Origin of the sequence: Kitasatospora sp. NPDC092948 (assembly GCF_044754805.1) — a bacterium.
Taxonomy (GTDB): Bacteria; Actinomycetota; Actinomycetes; order Streptomycetales; family Streptomycetaceae; genus Kitasatospora.
In genome coordinates this window covers 91089-113893 of the sequence record NZ_JBIVPU010000019.1, presented here as the reverse complement: position 1 = coordinate 113893, position 22805 = coordinate 91089, and the positions used below count along the sequence as shown (strand labels likewise).

22 protein-coding genes are annotated in these 22805 nt (G+C 70.9%); 12 read left to right on the top strand and 10 right to left on the bottom strand.

Translation table 11 applies throughout. The annotated features are described in order from the left end of the window. Positions 1-19 precede the first annotated feature (19 nt). From ACIQF6_RS33560 to ACIQF6_RS33550, 3 genes are all read left to right on the top strand, one after another. Positions 20-460, top strand: a complete 441-nt coding sequence (locus ACIQF6_RS33560) for a hypothetical protein (protein WP_400901938.1) — start codon at positions 20-22, stop codon at positions 458-460. A gap of 277 nt (positions 461-737) precedes the next feature. Further along, positions 738-1019 (top strand): hypothetical protein, encoded by a 282-nt coding sequence (locus ACIQF6_RS33555; protein ID WP_400901936.1) that lies wholly within the window; start codon positions 738-740, stop codon positions 1017-1019. Positions 1020-1552: 533 nt separating this feature from the next. Beyond that, a complete protein-coding gene (locus ACIQF6_RS33550; protein WP_400901934.1) occupies positions 1553-6544 on the top strand; it encodes an RHS repeat-associated core domain-containing protein in 4992 nt (1663 codons plus the stop codon). Between the two features lie 1512 nt (positions 6545-8056). Here the strand turns inward: ACIQF6_RS33550 and ACIQF6_RS33545 are convergent. Continuing rightward, positions 8057-8992, bottom strand: a complete 936-nt coding sequence (locus ACIQF6_RS33545) for a pirin family protein (RefSeq protein ID WP_400901932.1) — start codon at positions 8990-8992, stop codon at positions 8057-8059. Positions 8993-9206: 214 nt separating this feature from the next. Between ACIQF6_RS33545 and ACIQF6_RS33540 the strand changes: the two genes are divergently transcribed. Together ACIQF6_RS33540 and ACIQF6_RS33535 are read left to right on the top strand one after the other, a co-directional pair. Further along, a complete protein-coding gene (locus ACIQF6_RS33540) occupies positions 9207-9686 on the top strand; it encodes a carboxymuconolactone decarboxylase family protein (protein WP_400901964.1) in 480 nt (159 codons plus the stop codon). A 251-nt stretch (positions 9687-9937) separates the two neighbouring features. After that, positions 9938-10492 (top strand): DUF4291 domain-containing protein, encoded by a 555-nt coding sequence (locus ACIQF6_RS33535; RefSeq protein WP_400901962.1) that lies wholly within the window; start codon positions 9938-9940, stop codon positions 10490-10492. A gap of 74 nt (positions 10493-10566) precedes the next feature. Here ACIQF6_RS33535 and ACIQF6_RS33530 read toward each other — a convergent pair whose 3' ends face one another. Both ACIQF6_RS33530 and ACIQF6_RS33525 read right to left on the bottom strand, forming a co-directional pair. Beyond that, positions 10567-11097, bottom strand: a complete 531-nt coding sequence (locus tag ACIQF6_RS33530) for a GNAT family N-acetyltransferase (protein WP_400901930.1) — start codon at positions 11095-11097, stop codon at positions 10567-10569. Between the two features lie 171 nt (positions 11098-11268). Further along, positions 11269-12045: an alpha/beta fold hydrolase gene (locus tag ACIQF6_RS33525; protein WP_400901928.1), complete on the bottom strand. Its 777-nt coding sequence runs from the start codon at positions 12043-12045 to the stop codon at positions 11269-11271. Positions 12046-12449: 404 nt separating this feature from the next. On the opposite strand from ACIQF6_RS33525, the gene ACIQF6_RS33520 reads away from it, so the two are divergent. Further along, the gene (locus ACIQF6_RS33520) at positions 12450-13310 is read left to right on the top strand and encodes an S-methyl-5'-thioadenosine phosphorylase (protein ID WP_400901926.1); all 861 of its coding nucleotides are present in this window, start codon (positions 12450-12452) and stop codon (positions 13308-13310) included. 223 nt (positions 13311-13533) lie between these two features. Here the strand turns inward: ACIQF6_RS33520 and ACIQF6_RS33515 are convergent, their stop codons facing one another. Continuing rightward, positions 13534-13860, bottom strand: a complete 327-nt coding sequence (locus ACIQF6_RS33515) for a hypothetical protein (RefSeq protein WP_400901924.1) — start codon at positions 13858-13860, stop codon at positions 13534-13536. 353 nt (positions 13861-14213) lie between these two features. Here ACIQF6_RS33515 and ACIQF6_RS33510 point away from each other — a divergent pair, with 353 nt between their 5' ends. Then, entirely contained in the window at positions 14214-14558 is a 345-nt protein-coding gene (locus ACIQF6_RS33510) for a hypothetical protein (protein WP_400901922.1), read from the top strand. 108 nt (positions 14559-14666) lie between these two features. On the opposite strand, the gene ACIQF6_RS33505 is transcribed toward ACIQF6_RS33510, so the two are convergent. Continuing rightward, entirely contained in the window at positions 14667-15716 is a 1050-nt protein-coding gene (locus ACIQF6_RS33505) for a Ku protein (protein ID WP_400901920.1), read from the bottom strand. A gap of 32 nt (positions 15717-15748) precedes the next feature. On the opposite strand from ACIQF6_RS33505, the gene ligD reads away from it, so the two are divergent. Continuing rightward, positions 15749-16648: a non-homologous end-joining DNA ligase gene (ligD, locus tag ACIQF6_RS33500; RefSeq protein ID WP_400901918.1), complete on the top strand. Its 900-nt coding sequence runs from the start codon at positions 15749-15751 to the stop codon at positions 16646-16648. 112 nt (positions 16649-16760) lie between these two features. Here the strand turns inward: ligD and ACIQF6_RS33495 are convergent, their stop codons facing one another. Together ACIQF6_RS33495 and ACIQF6_RS33490 are read right to left on the bottom strand one after the other, a co-directional pair. Next, entirely contained in the window at positions 16761-17669 is a 909-nt protein-coding gene (locus ACIQF6_RS33495; protein ID WP_400901916.1) for a GNAT family N-acetyltransferase, read from the bottom strand. Between the two features lie 285 nt (positions 17670-17954). Beyond that, positions 17955-18716: an alpha/beta fold hydrolase gene (locus ACIQF6_RS33490; RefSeq protein WP_400901914.1), complete on the bottom strand. Its 762-nt coding sequence runs from the start codon at positions 18714-18716 to the stop codon at positions 17955-17957. A 110-nt stretch (positions 18717-18826) separates the two neighbouring features. Here ACIQF6_RS33490 and ACIQF6_RS33485 point away from each other — a divergent pair, with 110 nt between their 5' ends. Then, on the top strand, positions 18827-19618 hold the full coding sequence (locus ACIQF6_RS33485; protein ID WP_400901911.1) for a DNA-formamidopyrimidine glycosylase family protein: 792 nt from the start codon (positions 18827-18829) through the stop codon (positions 19616-19618). 24 nt (positions 19619-19642) lie between these two features. On the opposite strand, the gene ACIQF6_RS33480 is transcribed toward ACIQF6_RS33485, so the two are convergent. Next, entirely contained in the window at positions 19643-20278 is a 636-nt protein-coding gene (locus ACIQF6_RS33480) for a uridine kinase (RefSeq protein WP_400901909.1), read from the bottom strand. Positions 20279-20380: 102 nt separating this feature from the next. Here ACIQF6_RS33480 and ACIQF6_RS33475 point away from each other — a divergent pair, with 102 nt between their 5' ends. Genes ACIQF6_RS33475 through ACIQF6_RS33465 form a run of 3 tightly spaced genes read left to right on the top strand, consistent with a single transcriptional unit; the run spans position 20381 to position 21380 of the window. Next, entirely contained in the window at positions 20381-20860 is a 480-nt protein-coding gene (locus tag ACIQF6_RS33475; RefSeq protein ID WP_400901907.1) for an HD domain-containing protein, read from the top strand. A 59-nt stretch (positions 20861-20919) separates the two neighbouring features. Then, positions 20920-21093, top strand: coding sequence for a hypothetical protein (locus tag ACIQF6_RS33470; RefSeq protein WP_400901905.1), 174 nt, complete (start codon positions 20920-20922; stop codon positions 21091-21093). Then, positions 21090-21380, top strand: a complete 291-nt coding sequence (locus ACIQF6_RS33465; RefSeq protein WP_400901903.1) for a dsRBD fold-containing protein — start codon at positions 21090-21092, stop codon at positions 21378-21380. Before ACIQF6_RS33470 ends, ACIQF6_RS33465 begins: the two co-directional genes overlap by 4 nt. A 301-nt stretch (positions 21381-21681) precedes the next feature. On the opposite strand, the gene ACIQF6_RS33460 is transcribed toward ACIQF6_RS33465, so the two are convergent. Both ACIQF6_RS33460 and ACIQF6_RS33455 read right to left on the bottom strand, forming a co-directional pair. Continuing rightward, on the bottom strand, positions 21682-21960 hold the full coding sequence (locus tag ACIQF6_RS33460) for a hypothetical protein (protein ID WP_400901901.1): 279 nt from the start codon (positions 21958-21960) through the stop codon (positions 21682-21684). A 491-nt stretch (positions 21961-22451) separates the two neighbouring features. Further along, a complete protein-coding gene (locus ACIQF6_RS33455) occupies positions 22452-22640 on the bottom strand; it encodes a hypothetical protein (RefSeq protein WP_400901899.1) in 189 nt (62 codons plus the stop codon). Between the last annotated feature and the right edge of the window lie 165 nt (positions 22641-22805).

The window sequence follows — 22805 nt, the reverse complement described above, 5'->3', positions numbered from 1 at the left end:
GGCCCGATCATGCCGAACGATGAAGGAGACGACGACCATGGGTACCTGGACTTCCGTATCAAAGCTGACGGTGGTTCTCGAGACCGGCCAGCATCAGGGGGCACTGTTCGGGGGGCAAATCGGCGTGGTGATCAGCATCCAGCCGACGGACGACACCGGGAACGCAGTTACCGTCACCACCGATGATCTGTACAGCAAGGTGCTGCTCATTGATTTCGTAGACGCAAGTCCCATTCCCGAGAAGGAAAAGACCACCTTGAACTGGTGCTGGGAGAGAGATAAGAAGTTCAAGCCGACTCCGGGTATGACGCCGCAAATCAAATACACCGTGGAGCATGCCGACTCCAACCCGGACAGGCGTGTCAGGTCGTTCGGTGTCCGAGTCGATCTTCCGAACGGGAATACCCTCTACAGCTCCCAGAACGGCACCTATCAAAGCTCTGTCCAGGTCGAGGCGTGATGACAGACACCGGCCCGGTTCGACTTCCTCGGCCCCTGTCGAGCTCGATGAGGAGCATCGAAGTGGTCCGTCGAACGGGCGGACCAGGAGCCCGCCATGCGGGGAATCTCGGAGCGGTCGCTCGGCGAGTCCCATGAAGCCGGACCTTTGGGTGGGCATTGTGGAGCCGCCGACCAACAAAACCTGCGGGCTCCCGGAGGGACGCAACCCCGGCCCCGCCTGCCTGGATTCATCGCGCGGGAATCCACTCCAATAGTGCACAAACTCAGGAGAGAAAATGTCAGCCACGGCGTACGGCATCGTCAACGCAAACGGCAGCAAGAGGAGCGGCGAAGGGTTCTCGTCGATCAAAGTCGACAACGGGCATTACATGATCAGCTTCGTTCCCAAATTCTCGACGCCCCCCTCCGTCGTTGTTTCTGTGGTGGAGGAGGGATTCTCCTGGAACGCGGTCGTGCTGGCGGTGACGGAGGACAACTGCAGGATCGAGACGGGAAATCCGAGAAAGGGGGGCGACGCGGCCGATGACATCCCCTTCAGCTTCATCGCCATGGGCTGACCGTCGGCCGAGGAGCTCCATCGCCGATCGGCGGTCGTGCCGACGCTGAAAGCCGGTCGAGATCACGGGACAGCTCCGCGGCGGGAAGTGTGGACGCGACCACGTGCCCCGAGTACGGGTGCGCCGGGCGAGGCCGAGCGTCGCCGGCCTGTGCCCGGCCTCCTGCTGTTCGGTGAACCGCGCCTCGGCGTCGACGAGCGTCTCCAGGCGTCGGCCGGCCTTGTCCCGCTCATCGGCCCCGATCGGCACTCCCGCTCACCGTGCGCCCGTACGGTGCGAAGGAACCGGCCCGCCCAGCTGCAGTGCGACGCCTGGCTCTTTGGAGGGCCGGTCATCGTCGGTGCCGCGCGCCAGTCGGTTGGTGGTCCGTGGTGCGCCGGTCGGAGGCATCGTCCGGTGCGTCGCGGCGGTTGGCGGTGGGCTGCTGCCGATGATGCCGAGGACAGGGGCATGCGGGTGGCTGCATCGCTGCGATCGGCGCGACGAAGGCGTGGCCGGATGCCCGGTGACTTCCGGAGGCAGAAGGTTCTGGCGTGAGTCCGACTTCCCAGGTGTTCAGCCATGCCATCAGCAACTTCTCCAGCGTGGTGTCCGGCGGTGTCGATCCCCGGACGGGGCTGTTCGGTGTGCGGATCGGGCTCGGCGAGCTCGTCGGCAACCGCGCTCTCGGCCCGACGATGCCGCTGACGCTCTCGTACTCGCCGCTGTCCCGTACCGACATGGGGTTCGGGCAGGGCGTGTCGTTCGGGCTGACCACGTACGACGTCGACGAGCGACTGTTGGTCCTGTCCAGCGGCGAGCAGTACCGGGTCGAGGAGACCGGGACGAAGGTCGTCCTGCAGCAGCACAAGCTCGACACCGTGCACGTCGCCCGGGACCAGGAGAAGAACCGCTACCGGATTGTGCACAAGTCCGGTGATGTCGAGGAGCTGACCGGGCCCGGGAACGGCCACAGCCTCAAGGTGCCGACCGCGCTGCTGACCCCCACCGGGCACCGCCTGGACCTGAGCTGGGACTTCGCCGCCGGCCCGCAGCCCCGCCTGACGGCGGTCAAGGACGAGCAGGGCGCGTACGGCGAACTGTTGACCGTGGCCTACGTCGGCCAGTCCAAGACCACCCTCCACGTCCTGCCCGGGCAGGAGGAGGGCTACGACGTCGAACTGTGGTTCCGCAATGGTCTGCTGGGGAGCGTGCACCACTTCGGGGCCGGACCGGACAAGCCGCTGGTGTGGGAGTTCACCTACACCGCGGTCGGGGACGAGGGGGAGTGGGGTACCTGGATGACCGGTGTGAGCATGCCGGGCGGAATGACCGAGACCGTCTGGTACCGCGACGACGGCCACCGTTTCCCCGCGACCGCCGACATGCCGGCGCTTCCCTGTGCATACCGGTACGTCCTGACGCCGGGCGGGGGACAGCCCCCGATCGAGGCGGCGTACGACTACACGGACACGAACTTCCTCGGCGGCCATTCCGACGTGGACTGGGACAGCTCACGGGACTGCCTGTACGACGTCCTGACGGAGTACACCTACGGCTCCACGGAGTCGCGGACCTGTGCGGGCCAGACCACCCGGACCACCCGGAGGTACGACACCTACCATCTGCTGACCACCGAGAAGCAGCAGCAGAACCACTGCTCGCACCTGGTGGAGACCCAGTACTACGCGGTGACCGGAAAGCCGTTCGAAGAGCAGCATGCGCAGTTCCAGCTCCCGAGGAAGCACACGGTCACCTGGTCCGACTTCCGGCAGGGAACGTCGCGTGTCGACGTCACCGAGACCACCTTCGACACGGAGGGCAACCCGCGGTCCCAGACCGACCCCGACGGCAGGCTGACCGAGTGGACGTACTACCCGTCGCAGGGCAACGACGACTGCCCGCCCGATCCCAACGGGTTCACCCGCCTGCTCAAGAGCGTCGTACACAGGCCCTCGGACGACGCGGGCGCCTTCCCCGACGCACCCGTCCGCACGACGACCTACCGCTACACGGCCCATGACGTCCCGGCCGAGGACTCCCCGGTGAAGAAGACCGTGCTGAAGTCGGAGGAGAAGCACTACGCCGGAACCGACCGGCTGCTTCAGGGCAATGCGTACTCCTACAGCACCTCGGACGCATCGGAGTTCGGCCGTCTCACGGGCCTGGTCGAGACGGAGTACGACGACACCGGAGCTGCTTCCTGCGGGACGGCCCACACGTTCACCTTCTCGGTCGACGGGGACGCGCTGGTACAGGCCGACACACTGGTCGTCCAGGTGCTCTCCCAGGACCCGCTCACACTGACGCGTTCGCAGAGACGGTCACGGTTCACCGAACGCCTGCGGTCCGAAACCGACACGCAGGGCGACGTGACGGAGATGACCTACGACCGTCTGGGGCGACCGCTGACGCGCACCACGAATGCGAAGGACACCACGTACAAGGCGACGGAACAGCACGCCTACGAGGTGGGAGGTTCCTTCGCGTTCACCGCGCAGTCCACGGACGTGCTGGGCAACCGGATCCGCGACGGATACGACGGAGCGGGCCGGCTCATCCAGCGCGAGCGCAGCGACATCGGCGACGACGGCCAGAACCACGACTGGTACGTCGTCCAGCGGCAGAGCTACGACGAGCAGGGCCGTCCGGCGTCGGTCACAGTGCTGGACCAGCTCCCGGACGGTACGGAGCAGACCCGACTCACCCGGACGTTCGTCTACGACGACTGGGGGCAGCTCAAGGACACCGTCGACAGCGACGGACTCACGCACCGCACCCTGACCGACCCGGTCACGCTGACCACCACCACCCAGCTCCTGGCCGCGGGCGGTGTGAGGACCGGCAGGAAGGTGACGACCTGCAACCAGCGGGGCGAGCCGTTGAGCGTGGAGCGGTTCGACCTGGACGAGAAGTCCGCGGGGAAGCGCTCCCTGAAACGCGACGGCTGGGGACGCCTGCGCAGCGAGACCGACGAGATGCAGCACACCACGCACTACGACTACGACCTCCACGACCGGCTCGTCACCACGACGCTGCCGGACGAAGCGACGGTCACGCACACCTACGCGCCCTTCTCGTCGGAGGCGCTGGTCACCGAGGTCCGGGTGAACGGCGCGCGCTACGGCACGCAGGAGTTCGACGGCCTGGGTCGGCTGAGGTCCTCCACGTCGGGCGGACGCACCTGGGCCTATCACTACACGGCGGACCACGACCCCCTGCCCGCTTCGGTCACCCTGCCCGACAAGAAGACCACACACGAGTTCCGGTACATCCGGCAGGTCGGCAACGCCCTGTCCCAGGTGACGGCGGACCGGATCTGGCAGAAATACGAGTACGACCCGCTCTCCGGCGCGCTGCGGCAGGCCAGCGAGGGGGCGAAGGACAGCGACGCGAGCGTCACGATCACCCGCACCTACCACCGCTCGGGACGGCTGCACACCGAAACGCTCTCCGGCCAGCCCGACCGCACCGCGACCTGGGACTACACCGTGGGCGGCCGCCAGCACAGCTACCAGGGAGTGGACGGCAAGACCCAGCGGATCGCCCGGGACGCCTTCGGCCGGCTCGCCAACGCCGTCGACCCGGACATGGAGGCGACGCCCCAGTACGACCCCCTCGGCCGCGTGGTCAAGCAGTCGGGTACGGACACGCAGACGAAGGACACCCTGACCACGGTGCTGGACCTGGACGCCTTCGGACGCGAGAAGACGCGCACGATCACGGACGGCCAGGGGACGACGTGGACGCTGGAACACACCTGGCAGCCGAACGATCTCCTCGGCCGCCGAACGTTCAAACGCGGCACCACGACGCTGAGGGACGAGACCTTCAGCTACAGCAAGCGCAATCAGCTCACCGCCTACACCTGCACGGGCGACGCGCCCCCGACGGACGGCCAGCACAGGATCACAGAACAGACGTTCGTCCATGACGCCTACGGCAATGTCACCGAGTGCACGACCGCGTTCGCCGACGGCACCAGCACCAAGGCCGAGTACAAGTTCGACAAGGACGACCCGTGCCAGCTGACCCGCATCCACACGGCTTCGGGGCAGACCGATCTGAGCTATGACACGGCCGGGCGGCTGATCAAGGACGACGCCGGACGCGCACTCACCTACGATGCCCTGGGCCGGCTGCGCGGGGCGGGCCCGGCGAGCACCTACGGATACGACCCGCTCGACCGGCTGCTGACCCAGGACACCGCCGGCACCACCAGCACGCTCCACTACCGCGGAGCCCGGCTCGCCCTGGTGGTCGAGGGCGACCGGACCACCCGCCTGCTCCACCTCGGCGCGGCCTGCGCGGCCCAGCACCGCAGCGGAGGAGGCCAGAGCGAGACACGGCTGCTGGGCACGGACGGCAAAGGCACCGTACTCATCGCCGCCGCCGGGAAGGACCATGAGGAATCCGCCTACACCGCCTACGGACAGCGCACGGCGGGCGGCGGGACGAGCGTCCTCGGCTACGACGGCCAGCGCACCGATCCGGCGACCGGCTGGCTGCACCTCGGCAACGGCTACCGCGCCTACCACCCCGGACTGATGCGGTTCACCACCCCCGACAGCCTCAGCCCCTTCGGTGCGGGTGGGATCAACCCCTACGCGTACTGCCTCGGCGACCCGGTCAACCGCACCGACCCCACCGGCCACCTCAGCTGGGGCACCTGGCTCAACATCGGCATCGCCGCGCTGGGCGTGGGCCTGGCGGTCTTCACCGGCGGCCTCTCGATCGCCGCGGCCGCCGGCATCTGCGCCACCGTTGCCGCCGTCACCGCCACCACTCTCGGCGTCGTCTCGGCCACCACCGCGGTCTTCGCCGCCGCCGAAGAAGAGCGGAACCCCCGGACCGCCGCCGTCCTCGGCTGGATCTCCCTCGGCACCGGCGTCGCCGAATTCGGGGTCGGCGCCGGTGCTGCCGGCGGCCGCCTCCTCGGTGCCGCCGGGCGCAGGCTGTCCCGATTCGCCGCGCGGAGCGGCCGCTCCACCATGCCGGCGGAGGAGCGGGCCGCATTTGCCCAGGGGGGAGCCGCCTACAGGCGGTATCTCAACTCGCTCCCGGAACACGAGTTCGGCGGACGGGGCAGGCCACGCGTCTCGAGAAACACCACCCCCCAGGCAGCCGAACCCGATCCCGTCGCGGGGCCCTCCGGGCAGGCTGCGGCCGCAGTCGAACCGAGCACGGACCTCCAGCCCCCGCCGCATGAGACATTGTTCCACTACACAGATGCCGACAGCCTGAAGAAAATCCTCGCCTCCCAGAAACTGAAGGCATCCAAGGTGGGGGTGCCAGGCCATCACACGGTACACGGCGGCGGGAAATATCTGACACCTCTGAAGCCGGACGAATGGGATGTCTTCGAGGTATCGAGCAAAATCGCGCACACCGAAAACATCAGCCGGTACACCCATTTCTTGGAGATCAGATCAGCCGACCTGAACGTGGTCCAGCCGGTCAAGGGGCGTCCTACTGTCTACATGATCAGGGGAGAAGAGGACCTCGACCTGACAGGCAGAATCGTGAGCTGGAGTCCTTATCCTTAAGAGTGGGCCGGAATGCGGAGGAAAGCGCGGTGTCGTCGAACGTGCTGCGAGTGGGTGATACGGCCGATGCCGAAACCGGGGACGGAAGGTTGTACCCGGCGACGGTCATCGATCTGTTCTCGTGCTGTTTTCCGTGCTGAGTGATCGGCGCCCACCACGGCATCGGCCCGGTGGAGCGCCGCCGACACCCGTCGCTGACACCCCCCCAGGGGATTGACAGTCAGGGCTGCTGTTGTCTGTTGCGACCCGTCCGCTCGGCCGGAAGGTTCGTCAGGCGCCACCGTGCCGCCGGCGCGGTCACCGGCCGCACGACAGCCACCACTGAACAGGCGGCGTCCACCGGGCTTCGATACTCGATCCCAGCGTTGGGGCTGGCAGGCACAGGCCGGTCCGGATGCGAGCGGCTGGCCCTCGCAACCGGTGTCCGTGACAGCCGGGCGGCTTCGGCATGGCGGGTCCGGTCGGGGGAGTCCGGCCGTTCGGCCAGTGTGTCGGCCGTCCCGCGGGGCTGTGGTGCGGTGGGGTGTACGGACGACCCATCAGTACCTGGAGGAATCATGCGGCTTCGCAATGCGACGGCCACCGGGCTCGCCGGGCTCGCCCTGGCCCTCGCCGTGCCTGCGGTCGGGCACGCGGCCGGCAGCGTCCGGCAGATCGGCACTGGTGGCTCCCAGTCCGACAGCGTCGTCATCACCGGCCATGGCCTTGCGACCCCGGGATCTCTCATTTGGGACGGGAACGACACCGGGTCCGCCACCGTGGGTGGAGAGGACTGACCGAGCAGGGATCCGGATGGCTGCGGGTCCGGCCGAGCGGCCGGACCCCGCGAGGCTCGGCACCCTCCGAGCGGCCGACGCGGGAACGCTCGGCCAGTCCGCGTCCAGCCGTCGCATCGAGGGAAGGCCGCTGCCGTCGGCCGGACCACGCCGGGTTGTAGCGCAGCCGCCACGTTCGCGCCGCGTGGTTCAGGGCGCTTCGCAGCATGGCTTCCGTGCGGTGGACGGTTGTTCGCCGGCGGCCGGCGGCGAGCTGCGCGCTCACCCGGGCGGCGATGTGCTTGGGGTGGAGGTCGAGGAGCAGCATGCCGCCGAATGCGGGGACCAGGTCGCGCTCGAGGCACGCCCGGTAGCCCGCCCGGGTGCTCGGGGCCGGCGCCGGCCGCCTCGACTCCGGCTGCTTGTGCAGGAGCAGCCCGACGCGCAGCGTCCGTCCTCGTGCACACCCTGTGTTCGGTGTCCATCAGCCGCGCCGTCTCCCGGGCCGCCTCGGCCCGGCTCGCGAACGGTCCCCCCGCCTGCTGACGACCTGTCAGAAAAGTCAGCAAAAGGTCAGCATTCATCCGCCCACAGCGTGCAAAACCCGCCTGAACGTGGGAATCGGCGAGGTGCTCGCGACTGCTGGCGAGGGGTCAGTCGGCGGCGCTCATTGCCGTCTCGCCCGGAGCCGAAGGCGGTTGTGAGCCGCCTCGCAGAGGCTGATCGCCGCGACCGCCGAGTTTGGCATTCGTGCAGGTCAGGCTTGGTTTCCTCGCGCCTTGAGGGCGACGTTCGGAAGCTCCGGCGCGGGCAGCCGGTCGCCCGGGTAGCCCTGGACCTCGCCGAAGCGAACCCCCTTCTCCCAGTCGAGTCGGGCTTGCACGATCTCCTCGCCGGATCGGCCGATGAAGTTCCACCACATGACGATCTGCTCGTCGAAGGGGGTGCCGCCGAGGAGGATCAGGCGGGCGGGGGTGGCGGAGGGGTTGGTGAGGGTGAGGGTGGTGGGGCCGGCCGGGAGGTAGCCGAGGTCGGCGGGGTGGAGGGGGGTGCCGGCGAAGGTGATGTCGCCCTGGTCGACCAGGAGGCCGTGTTCGAAGGTGGGGTCCACGTCGAGGGTGACGGTGGCGCCCGGGTCGAGGGTGAGTTCCGCGCCGAGCAGCGGGCTGAAGGTGGGGACCGGGGAGGTGTCGCCGGCCAGGGTGCCGAGGAAGACGCGGGCCTCGCCGCCGTCGACGGTGACCGGGGCGGGGACGTGGTGGTGGAAGTCCCGGGCGGTGTGGCGGTGTTCGTCGGGGAGGGCGACCCAGAGCTGGACGCCGTGCAGGACGGTGGTGGCCGCCGTGGACGTCTCGGAGTGGGCGATGCCCTGACCGGCCGTCATGAGGTTGAGTTCGCCGGGGCGGACGAACGCGTGCACGCCGAGAGTGTCGCGGTGCTCGATCTCGCCGCTGAACAGCCAGCTGACGGTCTGCAGTCCGATGTGCGGGTGCGGGGCGACGTCCATGCCGCCGGTGACGGCGACGTCGTCGGGGCCGTAGTGGTCGATGAAGCACCAGGCGCCGATCAGGGTGCGCTCGCGCTGGGGGAGGGTGCGACGGACGGTCATCGCGCGCGGCCCGCCGAGCGGGACGTCCCGCGGCGGGAGGACCCTGGCGGTGGTCGGGCGGGGCCCGTTCTCGGTGGTGCTCATGGTGATGCTCCCTCCCGTGCCGCCCGAACCCTGCCGGGATTCCGGACGACTCGTTCCGCTTGTCCTGCTCGATTCGGTCGGTCTGCTCGGCGCGCTGGACCCTCGCGGGGCCGGCCGTTCGGCAAATCGTTTCAGCTTCAACTATTATGGACGATATCGTCGGACAAACACCAGCGCGCATGCGGAGGAGCTCCAGGTGACCGAGGTGGCGACCATGACGAACGACCGGCGGGTCTACATCGACAAGCAGCACCCGCGGGCCTTCCGGGCCCTGCTGTCCACCGCCGAGACGGTCCGCGAGGCCGCCGCCGAGGCGGGACTCGACCGCCGCCTGGTCGAACTGGTCAATCTGCGGGTCTCGCAGCTCAACGGCTGCGCGTACTGCCTGGACGTGCACACCAAGGCCGCGTTGCAGGCGGGCGAGAGCGTGCAGCGGCTCGGCGTGCTGAGCGCCTGGCGCGACACCGCACTGTTCGACGAGCGCGAGCGGGCCGCACTGGCCCTGGCCGAGGCGACCACCCACCCCGCCGACGCCACCGCCCAGGAGACGGCGTACGCACAGGCCCGGGCGGTGTTCGGGGACGAGCAGATCTCCGCCGTGATCTGGGTCGCGGTCGCCATCAACGCCTTCAACCGCGTCTCGATACTGAGCAAGCACCCCGTCAGGCCCGCCCGGGTGCCCGTGACGGACTGACGACCCGTCGGAGCGGCGCCCCTCGGTAGCCGCCCGCCCGTCCGCCCGAAAATGCATGGCCGGCGGACCCGGGCGGGTGGCAGGGTCGGAGAATGGCCCACCAGCCCGGCTCGCCCCGCCACTTACCGCCCCGTCCCTCGCTGTCCGGTCACTCGCTGTCCGGTCACTCGCTGTCCGGCGCCGTGTCGCCGCGGCGTTCGTCGGCCCCGCGTTCGCCGCGCGGCCCCGTCGCGGCCGGGCAGCCGTCCGAACTGCACGCCGTGCGCGCCGACTTCGACGACAGCACGATCGTGGTCTACCAGGCGTACGCGCCGGCGATCGCCGAACCCGCGCTGCGCGCCGGGCGGTTCGTCGCGCCGTTCTCGTTCCGGCGAATGACCTGGATCAAACCCTCGCTGCCCTGGCTGCTGCACCGCAGCAACTGGGCCACCAGACCCGGGCAGGAACGCATCCTGGCCGTCCGGATCACTCGCCGGGGCTGGGAACGCGCGCTGGCGGCAGCCGAGTTGACCACCGGGGACCAGCAGCGGCTGGCGGCGGCCGAGGTGCATGTCCAGTGGGATCCGGAACGGTCGCTGCGCGGGGCGGCGCTCAACCACTACAGCATCCAGGTCGGCCTGGGGCGGGAGACCGTCCGTACCTTCGTCGAGGAGTGGATCGTCTCCCTCACCGACCTCACCCCGCAGATCCGGCGCGCCGCTGGACTGGTTCGCGCCGGCCGCGCCGAACAGGCCCGTCGGCTGCTCCCGGACGAGCGCCGCTACCCGCTGCCCGCCGAACTCGCCGCGCGCCTCTGCAGAGTCTGAAATCCCCCGAAATCCGGCACGCAGAGCGGCCTGGGGGAGTGGCCGGGGGAGTGGTGGACGGTGCGGGAGAGGGGTCAGGGCAGGTCGGCGGGGCGGATCCGGTAGACCTGGAGGTTCAGGTCGTAGTACTTGGTGGTCTCGCCGACCCAGCGCATCCCGAGCCGTTTCGCCACCGCGTGCGCCCGGTCGTTCTTCGGCCGGGCCACCGCGAAGACCTCCTCGACGTCCTGGGTGAACGCCCACTCCAGCAGCGCCAGGCCCGCCTCGGTCGCGTAGCCCTGACCCCAGGCGTCGGGGGCGAGCTGCCAAGTGATCTCCAGATCCTCCTCGTAGGGCGGCAGCGGCCGGATGCTGAGCCCGCCGACGACCTTTCGGTCCTCCCTGCGCTCCACCGCCCACCGCCCGCGCGGCGGCAGCAGCCCGGACTGGTCCTGCCCCCAGGCCTGAAGCACCGCCCGCATCGCATCGACATCCGCGACCCGGGTCATTGCCGGCGTCAGCCAGCGGGCGACGTCCGTGGAGCCGTACACGGCCAGTGCGTCCTCGGCGTCGTCGGGCGTCCAGTCGCGGACGACGAGCCGATCAGTGGTGATGCTGATCCCCATGGCCGGGTCCTCCTTCATTCGATTGGCGGACGTCTCCTTTCCCGGAGTGTGCGCCCCCGACCCGCCCGAGTCGAGCCGGAGAACCGGCCGACACCGCCCGTCATCGACCGGTCACCGACCCGTCGCGCCGGCCGCCCGACACGCCGGTCGGAAGGCCCGGCCGGGACGGGTTCAGCGACGGCCCGCCAGCGGAATGCACACGCCGTCCGAACCACCGGCCCCCACGGTCAGCGCAGTGCCGATCTCCTCGGGCAACGCCGTCAGCCCCAGCACGGCCAGCGCCAGACCGGCCGCGGTGCGGTGCCAGTCGCCGGCCCGGCGCATCAGGGTGTGGCCGCTGCCGAACACCCGGTAGCCGGCCACCCGGGCGCCGTGGTCGCGGGCCCGCAGCGCGAACAGATCGGTGTCCGCGGGCGGCGTCACCCGGTCACGGTCGCCGTGCAGCATCAACACCGACCTGCCCCGCAGGTGCTCGGTCGGCTCGTCCCGCGGGCACCACGGCGCCAGCGCCACCACGCCCCGCACGCACGGGTGCGCGGCCGCGCGCAGCGCCGCCCGGCCACCCATCGAATGCCCGATCAGCACCGTCGGCACCGGACCGAGCGTCTCCGCCAACTCCGCCAGCGCCGCCTCCGCGTCGCGCGCCGCGTCCGCGCGCTCGCCGTTCCAGCCCCGGCACCGGTAGTGCACCGTGCCCACCGCGAGCGACCGACCCACAGCCCCGTCCCCGCCGTGCCGCACCGCCCGTTCCACGGCCCGCGCGAACGGGCGCATCCGCAACCCCGGCAGGTTCAACGCCGGCACCGGCTCCGCTCCGAACTCCCGCCCGCCGTGCAGCACCAGCACCGCCGCATCCGGCGCCGGCGGCCGCACCCGCCAGGACAACGCCCGGTGCGCCGCCTCCGCCCCGACCCCGCCGGAGTGCACCGCCAGCCGCCCGTCGTCCATCACACCGTCCCGTCACCGCGCCGACCTGGGCTGCCACTGTACGCGGACGCCACCACCGGCCGGGAGCACAGGGGCCGGCCCGGTGCGCGGGCACGGGAGGCGGTCGGCGTGCGGAAACTCGCGGGGTGGGCGGCGCTCGGGCACGAGGTGGCCGGGGGTGAACGGCGAGTGGGTCGGCAGCGGGGTCGACGCCCAGGTGCGCGACGTGGCCCGGGTGCGGGCATGCAGGCATGCGGCCGGAACCACTCAGGGCCGGTACGGGACGGCGGCCCTGGCCGCTCGTAGGGTGGCAACGTGCCCACGGCGGGCCGCATGCCTGCCGGACAGCACCCCAGCCGCAGACCCGCCGGGTCGTGTCGGGCCGTTGGCGGGCCCGCGTCCGACCGGCAGAGCCGAGGAGAGCCATGGCCGACGTCCAACCGCCCCGCACCGACGGCACCCCGACCGCCGAACTCGGCGTCATCGGCGGATCCGGGCTGTACGCGCTACTTGAGGACGTCACCGAGGTGCACGTCGAGACGCCCTACGGACCGCCCAGCGACGCCCTGTTCATCGGTGAGGTGGCCGGCCGGCGGGTCGCCTTCCTGCCCCGCCACGGCCGCGGCCATCGGCTGCCGCCGCACCGCATCAACTACCGCGCCAACCTGTGGGCGCTGCACTCGCTCGGAGTGCGCCAGGTCCTCGGCCCGTGCGCCGTCGGCGGGCTGCGCCCCGAGTACGGCCCCGGCACGCTGCTGGTGCCCGACCAGTTCGTCGACCGCACCTCCGGCCGGGTGCAGACGTACTACGACGGCCGGAGCCTGCCTGACGGCTCGATGCCGGAGGTGGTGCACGTCTCGATGGCCGACCCCTACTGCCCCGACGGCCGGAACGCCGCATTGGCCGCGGCCAGCTCGCTCGCCTGGGAACCGGTCGACGGCGGGACCCTGGTGGTGATCGAGGGGCCACGTTTCTCCACCCGCGCCGAATCCCGCTGGTTCACCGCCAACGGCTGGTCCGTGGTCGGCATGACCGGCCACCCTGAAGCCGTGCTGGCCCGCGAACTCGGGCTCTGCTACACCTCGTTGGCACTGGTCACGGACCTGGACGCCGGGGTGGAGGCCGGCGAGGGCGTCACTCACGCCGAGGTGCTGGAGGTCTTCGCCCGCAACGTGGACCGCCTGCGCACCGTCCTGTTCAAGGCCCTCGAGTCGCTGCCCGCCACTCGCGACTGCCTCTGCTCGCACGCCCTGGACGGCGTGCAGACCGGCCTGCCGGGCGTCTGACCTCGCCCCGGGCCCGAGCCCCGGGCCCGATGCCTCGGCGCCTTCGAGGCCCTGGCGACCTCGGGGGCATCGCCCCGCGACGTTGCCCTGCGACGTCGGTCGGCCGACGCCCACCGTTCTTCGGCGGTGTGTCGGCCGACCGAGAGGTCTGCTGCTCTGCTCTGCTCTGCTGTGCTCCGCTCCACGCGGGGCGGGCGGGGCGGGTGTGCCCGCTCCCACCTACCTACTGCGGGCCCCGGCTGCGCCGAGTGAAGCGCGCCAGTGCCAACAGGGCTGCCAACGCCGTGCCCCAGGCCGCCACCACGGCGACCAGCAACGTCGGCGCCCGCAGTGCCACCGCCAGTCCCAACAGTCCGAATGACACGGCCAGACAGCATGCGATCACCGCGACCACCGATCGTGGCCTGGCGGCCAGTGACCGTCGAAACCGCGCCAACCTTGCCGGCCGCATCGTGCGCAGCTCGCGTTCCAGCTCCAGATCGCTCCCCAGCTCGGCCTCGATCTGATGAAGGATCAGGAGCTCACGCGGGGAGAGTGCCGGTCCGTCCATCAACCACCTCCGCGCCGCCAGGCAGGCGCGCCCGGCCTTCCCCGCCGGCGCGTCCCTACGTCCCAGGTAGGAACACATCTGCCCGCTGGACGCCGGTTCTAACATGCGAACGTCGGGCCGAACCGCCGTGCTGCGACCGGCGTTTCGGCCCCTGGCACCCCAAATTCCCCGCGCGGCGCGCCCGCCTCATCGGCCCCGGTCGCACCCTTTCCTGCGGCTTGCACACGACCGGTGGGGCGGCGCGCGACGTACATGGGAAGAACCGATTCGCCGCCGGGCCCCCTCACTACGGTGGTTCGCGCCGGGCCGGACCCGCCGGCCGCGCGCTCGATCGGAAAGGCCGTACCACCCCCATGCACCTGCGTCACACGGCTGCCGCCGCCGTCGCCTCGCTCGCCCTGCTGTTCGCCACACCATGCCCCGCCGCCGCGGCCGTTGGCGAGTTCCGCTACACCTACTACGACGACTTCGGCAACCGCGCCGCGGGCATGCTCGTCGACCCGGACAGTCGCGTCTGCGTCACCCTCCCCGAGGTCGCCGACCCCGACACCACCGAACCCGCCTTCGCCCCGCAGAACTTCACCGGCTCCACCGCCACCATGTTCACCGGCCCCGACTGCGACGGCGACTACTACTCGCTGCGCCCCGGCGGCCGCGCCTCCGACCGTCTCAAGCTCCGGTCCGTCGTCTTCTCCTGACCCAGCCGTCGCCCGCACCCACCGCCGCGCGGCCCTTCTCCCAACTCGGGCCGCGTGTCCGGGCCGTGCGGTCACGGAGTTCCCGCGGGTATGGGGACCGAGCAGGCGTCAGGATGCCTTGCGCGTCGCGGACTTCTTGGCGGCAGCCTTCTTCGCGGGTGCCTTCGCGGTCTTCGCCGCCGCCCCGCTTCGGTCTGCCGCCCCGCTCCGGCTCGCGGTCGCCTTCCGAGGCCGCTTCGACGTGCCGCCGCCCGCCGCCGCGCCGCCGCCCGCCGCCGCGCCCTGGTCCGCCTCCGTTCCGGTGGCGGTCGCCTCCTCGGTGTGCGCTGCCGACCCGCCTGCGGCCCGACCGCCCTTGGCGCCTCGGCCGTGCTCACCCTTCGCGGCCTTCACGCTGCTGCGCAGCACCGCCATCAGGTCGATCACCTCGGCCCCGCCGCCCTCGGTCTGCTCCTCCAGATGCGGGGCCTCGACCCCGGCCAGCTTGGCGTCGATCATTTCCTGGAGCGCCTGCTGGTACTCGTCGTGGAGCGCGGACAGGTCGAAGTCCTCCGACAGCGTGTCCATCAGTGAACGCGCCATCTTCAGCTCCTGCGGACGGACCGTCACCTTCTCGTCCGGCGCCATCCCCTGTGCCGAGCGGACCTCGTCCGGCCACAGGCAGGTCTGCAGCACCAGGGTGTCCTCGTGCACCCGCAGCACCGCCAGCGACTCCCTGGTCCGCATGGTCACCTTGGTCACCGCGATCTGCCCCGACGCGCGCAGCGCGTCCCGCAGCAGTACGTAGGGCTTCGCCGGGGACTTGTCGGCCGTGGCCACGTAGTAGGCCTTGGAGTACACCAGCGGGTCGATCGACTCGGCCGGGACGAACGCCAGCACGTCCACCACCTTCTTGCTCGGCAGCGGCAGCTCCGCCAGGTCCTCGTCGTCGAGCACCACCTGCCGGCCGTCGGGGGACTCGTACCCCTTGGCGATCTCGCTGTACGGAACCTCCTTCCCCTCCGCCTCGCAGAACCGCTTCAACCGGATGCGCGAGCCGTCCTTCGCGTGCACCTGGTGCAGGGAAGGGCCACTGTGCTCCTCCGTGGCGGCATACAGCTGGACCGGTACGCTGACCAGCCCGAACGTGATGACGCCTTTCCAGGTGACCTGTGGCATGGCAAGGCCCTTTCGCGGGGATTTCCCACGGTATGCCCGAGCGACAGGTCACGGAAGTCGAGGGCCGCCGCCTGGTTCTCTCTCATCTTGACAAGGTGCTGTGGCCCGCCACGGGGTGGACCAAGGGCGAGGCCCTCTACTACTACGCGCAGATCGCCCCCGCGATGCTGCCGCACCTGCGCGGCCGCGCAGCCAGCTTCCTGCGCTTTCCCTCCGGGATCGGCGAGGAGGGGTTCTTCGCGAAGAACCCACCACCCGGCCTGCCCGCCTGGGTACGCACCGTGACCGCGCCCAGCCACGAAGGACCCAAGCAACGCGTCGCCGTGGACGACCTGCCGACACTGATGGTCGTCGCCAACGGCTACGCCCTGGAACTGCACGTCCCGCAGTGGACCGCCGAGAGCGGACCCGACGCCCACGACCGCCTGGTCGTCGACCTCGACCCCGGACCCGGTGCCGACCTCACCCACTGCTGCCAGGTCGCCCTGCTGATCCGCGAAGCCCTCGCCGCCGACGGCCTGGTCTGCCGGCCCAAGACCTCCGGCAGCAAGGGACTGCACCTGTACGCCGCACTGCGCCCGGCTCCCGCCCGGCAGGTCAGCGGCTATGCACGCTCCCTCGCCGAACGCCTCGCCCGTGAGCACCCCGCCCTGGTCGTGTCCCGGATGACCAAGGCGCTGCGCCGGGGAAAGGTGTTCGTCGACTGGTCGCAGAACGCGACGGCGAAGACCACCGCCGCGCCTTACACCCTGCGCGCCACCAGCGTCCCGGGCGTATCGGCCCCGGTGAGCTGGAGCGAGGTCGAGCAGTGCACCGACCCGGCCGAGCTGACCTTCAGCCCGGAGGAGGTGCTCGACCGGTTCACCGAGCAGGGCGACCTGCTGGCCGAGCTGCTCAGTGACGACCAGACCCTGCCTGCACCCGACGGCTGACCGAGCGATCGGTCGACCGGGGGTGGGTGGCCGGCCCGAGCGTCGGTCCCGCGACGGGCTCGGGCAGTCGGCTGCGGCGGGCTCGCAGACACCGTGCGGCGGCGAGGTGACGTCAGGACACGGCAGCCTCCGCGGCGGGTTCGGCGATCAGAGCGGTGCCGATGCGGCGGAAGCCCACGCTCTCGTAGATCCGCGCCACGGCGGCGTCGCTCGCGGACAGGAAGACCGTGCGTATCCCGGTCGACCGGGCATGCTCGACCAGGTGCGCGGTGATCCGGCGCGCCAGACCCTGCCGGCGCAGGGACGGGAGCGTCGCCACCGCGACGATCTCACTGACCTCGCCGACCGGCTGGTGGCAGCCGGAGGCGATCGCCAGGCCGTCCGGCCCGGCTGTCGCGGCGACGACCGTGCGGCCGGCCTCCATCCGCCCGGTCATCCGTGCCACCTGGCCGTCGGCGATCGCCGTCCGGGTCGCCTCGGCAAGCTGCTCCACGCCGGCCTCGCCGACCGCGGTACCAGGGTCGGCGAAGGCGAGGTGCGGAACGGCGACGGCGCTCGGCAGTAGCGGGTCGTCGGTCGTCAGCACCCGGACTTCCGGGCCGTCCCCCGTCGCCGGGGCGGCAGCCGACGAGCCGTCGAGCTCCAGGGCCAGCAGGGGGTGCTCATGCACCTCCAGGCCGGAGGCCTCGACCGCAGCACGCAGACCCGGCGAGGTCTCGTGCACCCACTCGAAGCTCTCCGGCGCGCCCAACTCGCGCTGGCGGGCCCGGACGCGGTCCACCTCGGCCGCGGTGAACTGCCCGTCGCCGCCCAGCGTCGGGCGTCCGTAGTAGTGCCAGCCCGACCCGGTGCGGACGAACAGGGTGAACGGGCCGTGCTCCTCGGCGGTCGCGGAGAACCGGGGAACAGCGTCGTAGAACTCTTCGAGCCGGGCCAGGACGGCCGACGGCCCGTCTGCCCCCACCCCCTGGTCGGGGACGAGGTCGTTGTCGTGCAGGGTGTCGCGCATCGTGCCGTCCAAGGTGTGGTGCGTCCTCTCGTGGAGGTTGATCACGCGGAATCAAATCAGCGGGATCGGACGCGTGCACCTGCTTTTTCGAACCCTGCGCATCTCGTGTTCGACCCGGTCAGCCGGTGTGGGCGGCAAGTGCAGAACCGATTCTGTATGCGGCAGTTGACCAGTTTGGGAGTAGAAAGGAGGTGCCATTGCCTCCCGCGGGTGGCGTCGAGAGGGCCTCCAGGCCCGAACAGGGCGCCGTTGTTCACTCGGGGGAGGGAATGTGAACTGCGGTCCGCTGACGTACTGTCAGGCCTTCCACACGTCGGCGAGGTGGGAGATCAGCAGGTCGGCCACCTCGGCCGGGCGCTCCAGGGCGGGCAGGTGACCGGCCCACGGGAGTTCGCGGTGTTCCCCGGCCGGCAGCACGGCCGCCGTATCGACGGCGATCCGACGGAAGTCGTCCACGTCGTACCGGCCACCGAACACCAGCGCAGGGGCGACGGCGTTGCGCAGATCCACCTCGAGCCGGGTCGGCTCGATCTCCTCCTCGACCGCGAGCTGCACCTCGTAGGCGTTGCGCTGCATCAGTCGGACCTTCGCCTTGGCGGCCTCGTCCGCATCCGGTCCGAGCCAGGTGTTCACATTCAGCTCGACCGCCTCGTCCAGCCGGCCGGACTCGACCAGCGAGACTTCGCGCTCGCCGTACTCCACCAGCTCGGCACTCGGCTCGTGCGTCGAGCTGCCCGGGCAGAGTAGCGTCAACGAGTGCACGCGCTCCGGGCGCAGGGCCGCGAACTGCGCGGCCATGTTGCCGCCGAAGGACGCGCCGATGAGCGAGACCCGGTCGATGTCGAGCTCGTCGAGCAGTTCTTCCAGGTCGGTCAGGTTGCTGTAGGGCGCGTCCGCGCAGGGGGTCTCCCCGAAACCACGGAAGTCGCACCGAACGACTCGGTACCCGGCCTCGCGCAGCGCGTCCCACTGGCCGTCCCACATCCGCCGGTCGCAGACGGAGGAGTGCAGCAGGAGGACCGCAGGGCCGGTGCCGGCCACCTCGTGAGTGATTGTCATCGCGCCAACCTAAGACAGCGGAACGCCACCTGACGAGGATATTTCCTACCAGCAGAGGCGGCGGGGGCAGCCCGGGACGCGGTGTCCGTGACGGGCGGCATGATGGGGGAGTGCCCGAAGGAGACAGCATCTACCTGGTCGCCACCCAGCTCAACCATGCCCTCGCCGGCGCGGTGTTGACGGTGGCGGACCTGCGCGTGCCCGCCCACGCCACCGCCGACCTCACCGGCCGCCGAGTGCTGGAGACGGTGCCGCGCGGCAAACACCTGCTGACTAGGTTCGAGGGCGGCGTGACGCTCCACACCCACCTGCGGATGGACGGCCGCTGGCAGGTGTTCCGGCCCGGCGAGCGCTGGCGCAGCGGGCCCGCGTTCCAGATCCGGGCGATCCTCGGCACCGAACAGGGCACCGCCGTCGGCTACCGGCTGCCCGTGGTGCAGCTGCTGCGCACCGCTGAAGAAGCCCGGGTGGTCGGCCACCTCGGCCCCGACCTGCTCGGCCCGGACTGGGACGTCGCCGAGGTCCGCCGCCGTCTGCTGGCCGCCCCGCAACGCCCGATCGGCGCCGCCCTGTTGGACCAGCGGAACCTGGCCGGCATCGGCAACGTGTACGCGAACGAGCTGAGTTTCCTCGCCGGAGTCACCCCGTGGCTGCCGGTCGCCGAACTGCCGGACCTGGACCGGCTGCTGCACCGGGCGCACCAACTGCTGGACGCCAACAAACTGCGGCACGGCCACATCACCACCGGCGACACCCGGCCCGGCTGCCAGCACTGGGTGTACGGCAGGGCCCGCCGCAACTGCGTGCGCTGCGGCACACCGATCCGCACCGCCGCCCACGCGCAGGACCGCACCGCCTACTGGTGCCCGCGCTGTCAGCGAGGCCCGGCGCCGACGAGATGACGGAGCAGCGGGGTCGACGGGCCGTCAGTTCTCTTCGACCAGTGCCGGGTGGCGAGGGTCGTCCACCCGGACGGTGAGGTCGGCGAGTGCGGCCGGGTCGGTCTCGGTGCGGTAGCGCTCGTGAGCGGGCAGCGTCCAGTGCTGGTCGGCAGGCGTGCGACGGGCGAGCGCGGCCGGGGACTGGGTGAGGTGCACGGTGAGTTCGAACGGTAGCCAGCGGCCGAGCAGGAACGGGCCGTTCAGCAGCAGCACGCCGCGCGGCGGCAGCTCCAGGTAGCCGGCCCGGGTGGAACGGTCGGTGGCAGGATCCCAGAAGGTGGGAAGAATCCGGCCGTCCGCGCCCGGCTCCAGCGGGTCGAGGACCTCACGCAGCAGCGCCCCCTCGTCCAGCCACAGATCGTGGAACGCATCCGGATCCTGCTTCCCGTACTCGAAACGGACCGAGGCGGGGCGCAGAAAGTCGTCCGCCGACACCCGTTGCACCGGCCGACCGAGCAGCCGCAGCGGCTCCACCAGCGCGTCCGCCAGCGCGCCCGGGCGGGCGGCGGCCGCGCCGTCGATCGCCACCCGCAGGCGGCGGTCCGAGTCGCCGGGCAGTCGGTGGATCCGCTCCGCGAGCAGGCCGACCAGGCGCTCCGGGGAGATCGGGGTCACCCGCACCGTACGATCACTCCCTTTCCGTCAAGCGGACTATATTTTCCGACACCTGATCGTCGCTCATCCCTGGGGGACCTTGCCGTGCGTTCGCCCACCCTCGCAGAAGTGGACGCCCTTGCCGCCCGCGCGCACGCCGGACAGCGCGACCGGATCGGCGTCCCCTACATCGAACACGTTCGCGCGGTGGCAGCGGGCGTCGCGGCGTTCGGCACCGGGCTGCAGATGGCCGCGCTGCTGCACGACGTGCTGGAGGACACCCCGACCCGCGCCGACGACCTGCTCGCCGCCGGTGTCCCCATCCCTGTGGTCGCCACCGTCCGCCGGGTCACCCGGGCACCGGGGACGGACTACCGGACGATGCTGTTCGACATCGTCGCCGACCATGCCGCCACTCTCGTCAAGATCGCTGACAACGCCCACAACTCCCGCGCCGACCGGTCCGCCCAGCTGCCCGAGGCGGACCGCGCCCGGCTTGCCGCCCGCTACCGGGACGCCCGAGCCGTGCTGTGGCCCGCCGTCGCCGAAGCCGACCTGCGGGTTGTCCTTGCCGCTGTCAACCCCGGGTTGCTGGCCGAACTCGACTGAAACGTTCGGTGGGAGCAGGCTGGAAGGAGCAGTGGGGGCCCGACCGCGAGGAGCCGAGGATGTCCGAGATGAACGACAGGCTCAACGACAAAGCGAAGCGCGACGAGGACGACGCCCGCGCCGCCGACCCCGAGGAAGGCATCACCTCCTACCAGACCATGCACGCCTGGGAGGAGTCGCAGGCGGAGGGCGACCGGCTCGCCGAACCGCCCCAGCAGGAGAACGAGCGGTGAGCGGCCGCGCCGCGGTGCCCGAGCCGCACATCTCCGAGTGGTCCGTTCGCCTCCGGCTGGTCGAAGTCGGTGACCTCACCGAGGCGCACGCCGTCCTCGACACCGGCCTCAACCTGATCGAGGTCGACGCCGAGGCCCACCGCAGCGCCCAGGACCCCGCCGACCCGGCGATCGGTGACGAACTCGCCGTGGGTCGGGCTCTGGCCGCCCTCGGGCAACAGCTGATCCACCGAGGCTCGACTGCTGCGGAAGCCGTCGAATCGGCCCGCCGTCGCGACACGCCGTGACCGGCGGTCATCGGGGTGGGGCGGGGCGGGGCGGGCGGGGCGTCGCGGTTCGATGAGGTGAGGGTGCCGGTGGCGTGATGTGGTGAGCGGCCGTGACAGGCGGTTGCTGTGCGGTGCTGCGTGAGGGCGCCACGGAAGGAGCCGTGCGGCGCGGCCGGAAGCCGGAACCGACCTGGCGGACGGCGCCGAATCGAGGCCAGGCCGAAGAGCCGAGTAGAGGCAGACCGAAGCCGGGTGGGCAGGCCGGGACCCGGGCCGCGCGGTTGGCTGTGCCACGGGCCCGGGCCGGGTTCGGAGGGAGTCAGGACTGCGGGGCGGTCGCGCCACCACCCGTCTTCACTGCCTCCACCATGTGCTGGTGCACCTCGCGTGCCGCCGCCTCGTCCGGCGCGACCACCGGGCTGCCCTCCACGGTGAACCAGTCGAGCGCCCCGCTGTACTGCACTGTCAGTCGCGCCTCGCCCTCGATCCACATGGTGTGCACCGTCAGATCACCGGTGATGACACCGATCTCCACGGTCTTCACCCCACCATGGCCGGACAGAATGCCCTGCGTGGTCCAGGTTGCCCAGGTATTCACAAACCCGCTCCCATCCGCCGCCCTACGGGCGGCTCGGTCCCGACCCCACAGGTACCCAACCCGTGGCGGCCGTCTTCCACTGTCACCCGGAAGGCCGAAAACCGCCCCCCGGGCGGGTGCTCGGCACTGGAAGCGGCATCGGTGCCCGGGTGGGAGAGGCGCGGTGCTCGCGGTGCCGAACACGGTTCGCGAGACCGACAGCGACTCGGGCATCGTCGCGCCGATCGGCGCGTGTCCGTGTGGCAGCGATCCCGCCGGTGCCTTCGTGCCAGCTGATCCCCGGGGCTTCTGGCGGTACACGGGGGCTACGGGGGCTTCTGGTGGTACACGCGAATGCGGGTTGGCGACGGCCACGGTCGCTGCCGGATGGAGCGAATTCGACGGGCGAATGCTCGCCGGCCGGCGGCTGGAGCACTTGATGGTCGTGCCCGTACGAGGCGGTCAACCGGGCCGAGGATCTCCGGCTGGGCCACACGACGGCCGTCAGTGCGTCAAGCCGTGGAATGCGCCGGTTTGCCGAGGGGGCGGAGCTCGGCCATCTTTCGCAGGCGCATCTCGCTGTCCTCGGGCTGGCCAGGACAGTGCTGCCACTCACCGGCGTCGGCGAGTTCGATGATGTGCTTGACTGCGTTGACCGAGTAGATCTGGCCAACCGGGTGGACGGGGCTGCGGAACACCATGGCGGTGCCGTGGGCTCACCTCGGTAACCCGCCGCCGGCATCCTGCCCGGGCAGCGGCCGTGCCAGGAGCCGTCGGGGACTCGCCCGGGCGTAGTCGCTGCTCGACCCCGATGGGCTGCGTGCGGTGTGTCACCCTGGTTGGATTTGCCCAACTGGGATGTTCCC

Coding starts and splice junctions, on each gene's coding strand:
- ACIQF6_RS33560 (WP_400901938.1), top strand. CDS start 20: ATGAAGGAGACGACGACCATGGGTACCTGGACTTCCGTATCAAAGCTG.
- ACIQF6_RS33555 (WP_400901936.1), top strand. CDS start 738: ATGTCAGCCACGGCGTACGGCATCGTCAACGCAAACGGCAGCAAGAGG.
- ACIQF6_RS33545 (WP_400901932.1), bottom strand. CDS start 8,992: ATGAGCACCACCGAGAACGGGCCCCGCCCGACCACCGCCAGGGTCCTC.
- ACIQF6_RS33540 (WP_400901964.1), top strand. CDS start 9,207: ATGACGAACGACCGGCGGGTCTACATCGACAAGCAGCACCCGCGGGCC.
- ACIQF6_RS33530 (WP_400901930.1), bottom strand. CDS start 11,097: ATGGGGATCAGCATCACCACTGATCGGCTCGTCGTCCGCGACTGGACG.
- ACIQF6_RS33525 (WP_400901928.1), bottom strand. CDS start 12,045: ATGGACGACGGGCGGCTGGCGGTGCACTCCGGCGGGGTCGGGGCGGAG.
- ACIQF6_RS33520 (WP_400901926.1), top strand. CDS start 12,450: ATGGCCGACGTCCAACCGCCCCGCACCGACGGCACCCCGACCGCCGAA.
- ACIQF6_RS33515 (WP_400901924.1), bottom strand. CDS start 13,860: ATGGACGGACCGGCACTCTCCCCGCGTGAGCTCCTGATCCTTCATCAG.
- ACIQF6_RS33510 (WP_400901922.1), top strand. CDS start 14,214: ATGCACCTGCGTCACACGGCTGCCGCCGCCGTCGCCTCGCTCGCCCTG.
- ACIQF6_RS33505 (WP_400901920.1), bottom strand. CDS start 15,716: ATGCCACAGGTCACCTGGAAAGGCGTCATCACGTTCGGGCTGGTCAGC.
- ligD (WP_400901918.1), top strand. CDS start 15,749: ATGCCCGAGCGACAGGTCACGGAAGTCGAGGGCCGCCGCCTGGTTCTC.
- ACIQF6_RS33490 (WP_400901914.1), bottom strand. CDS start 18,716: ATGACAATCACTCACGAGGTGGCCGGCACCGGCCCTGCGGTCCTCCTG.
- ACIQF6_RS33470 (WP_400901905.1), top strand. CDS start 20,920: ATGTCCGAGATGAACGACAGGCTCAACGACAAAGCGAAGCGCGACGAG.
- ACIQF6_RS33455 (WP_400901899.1), bottom strand. CDS start 22,640: ATGGTGTTCCGCAGCCCCGTCCACCCGGTTGGCCAGATCTACTCGGTC.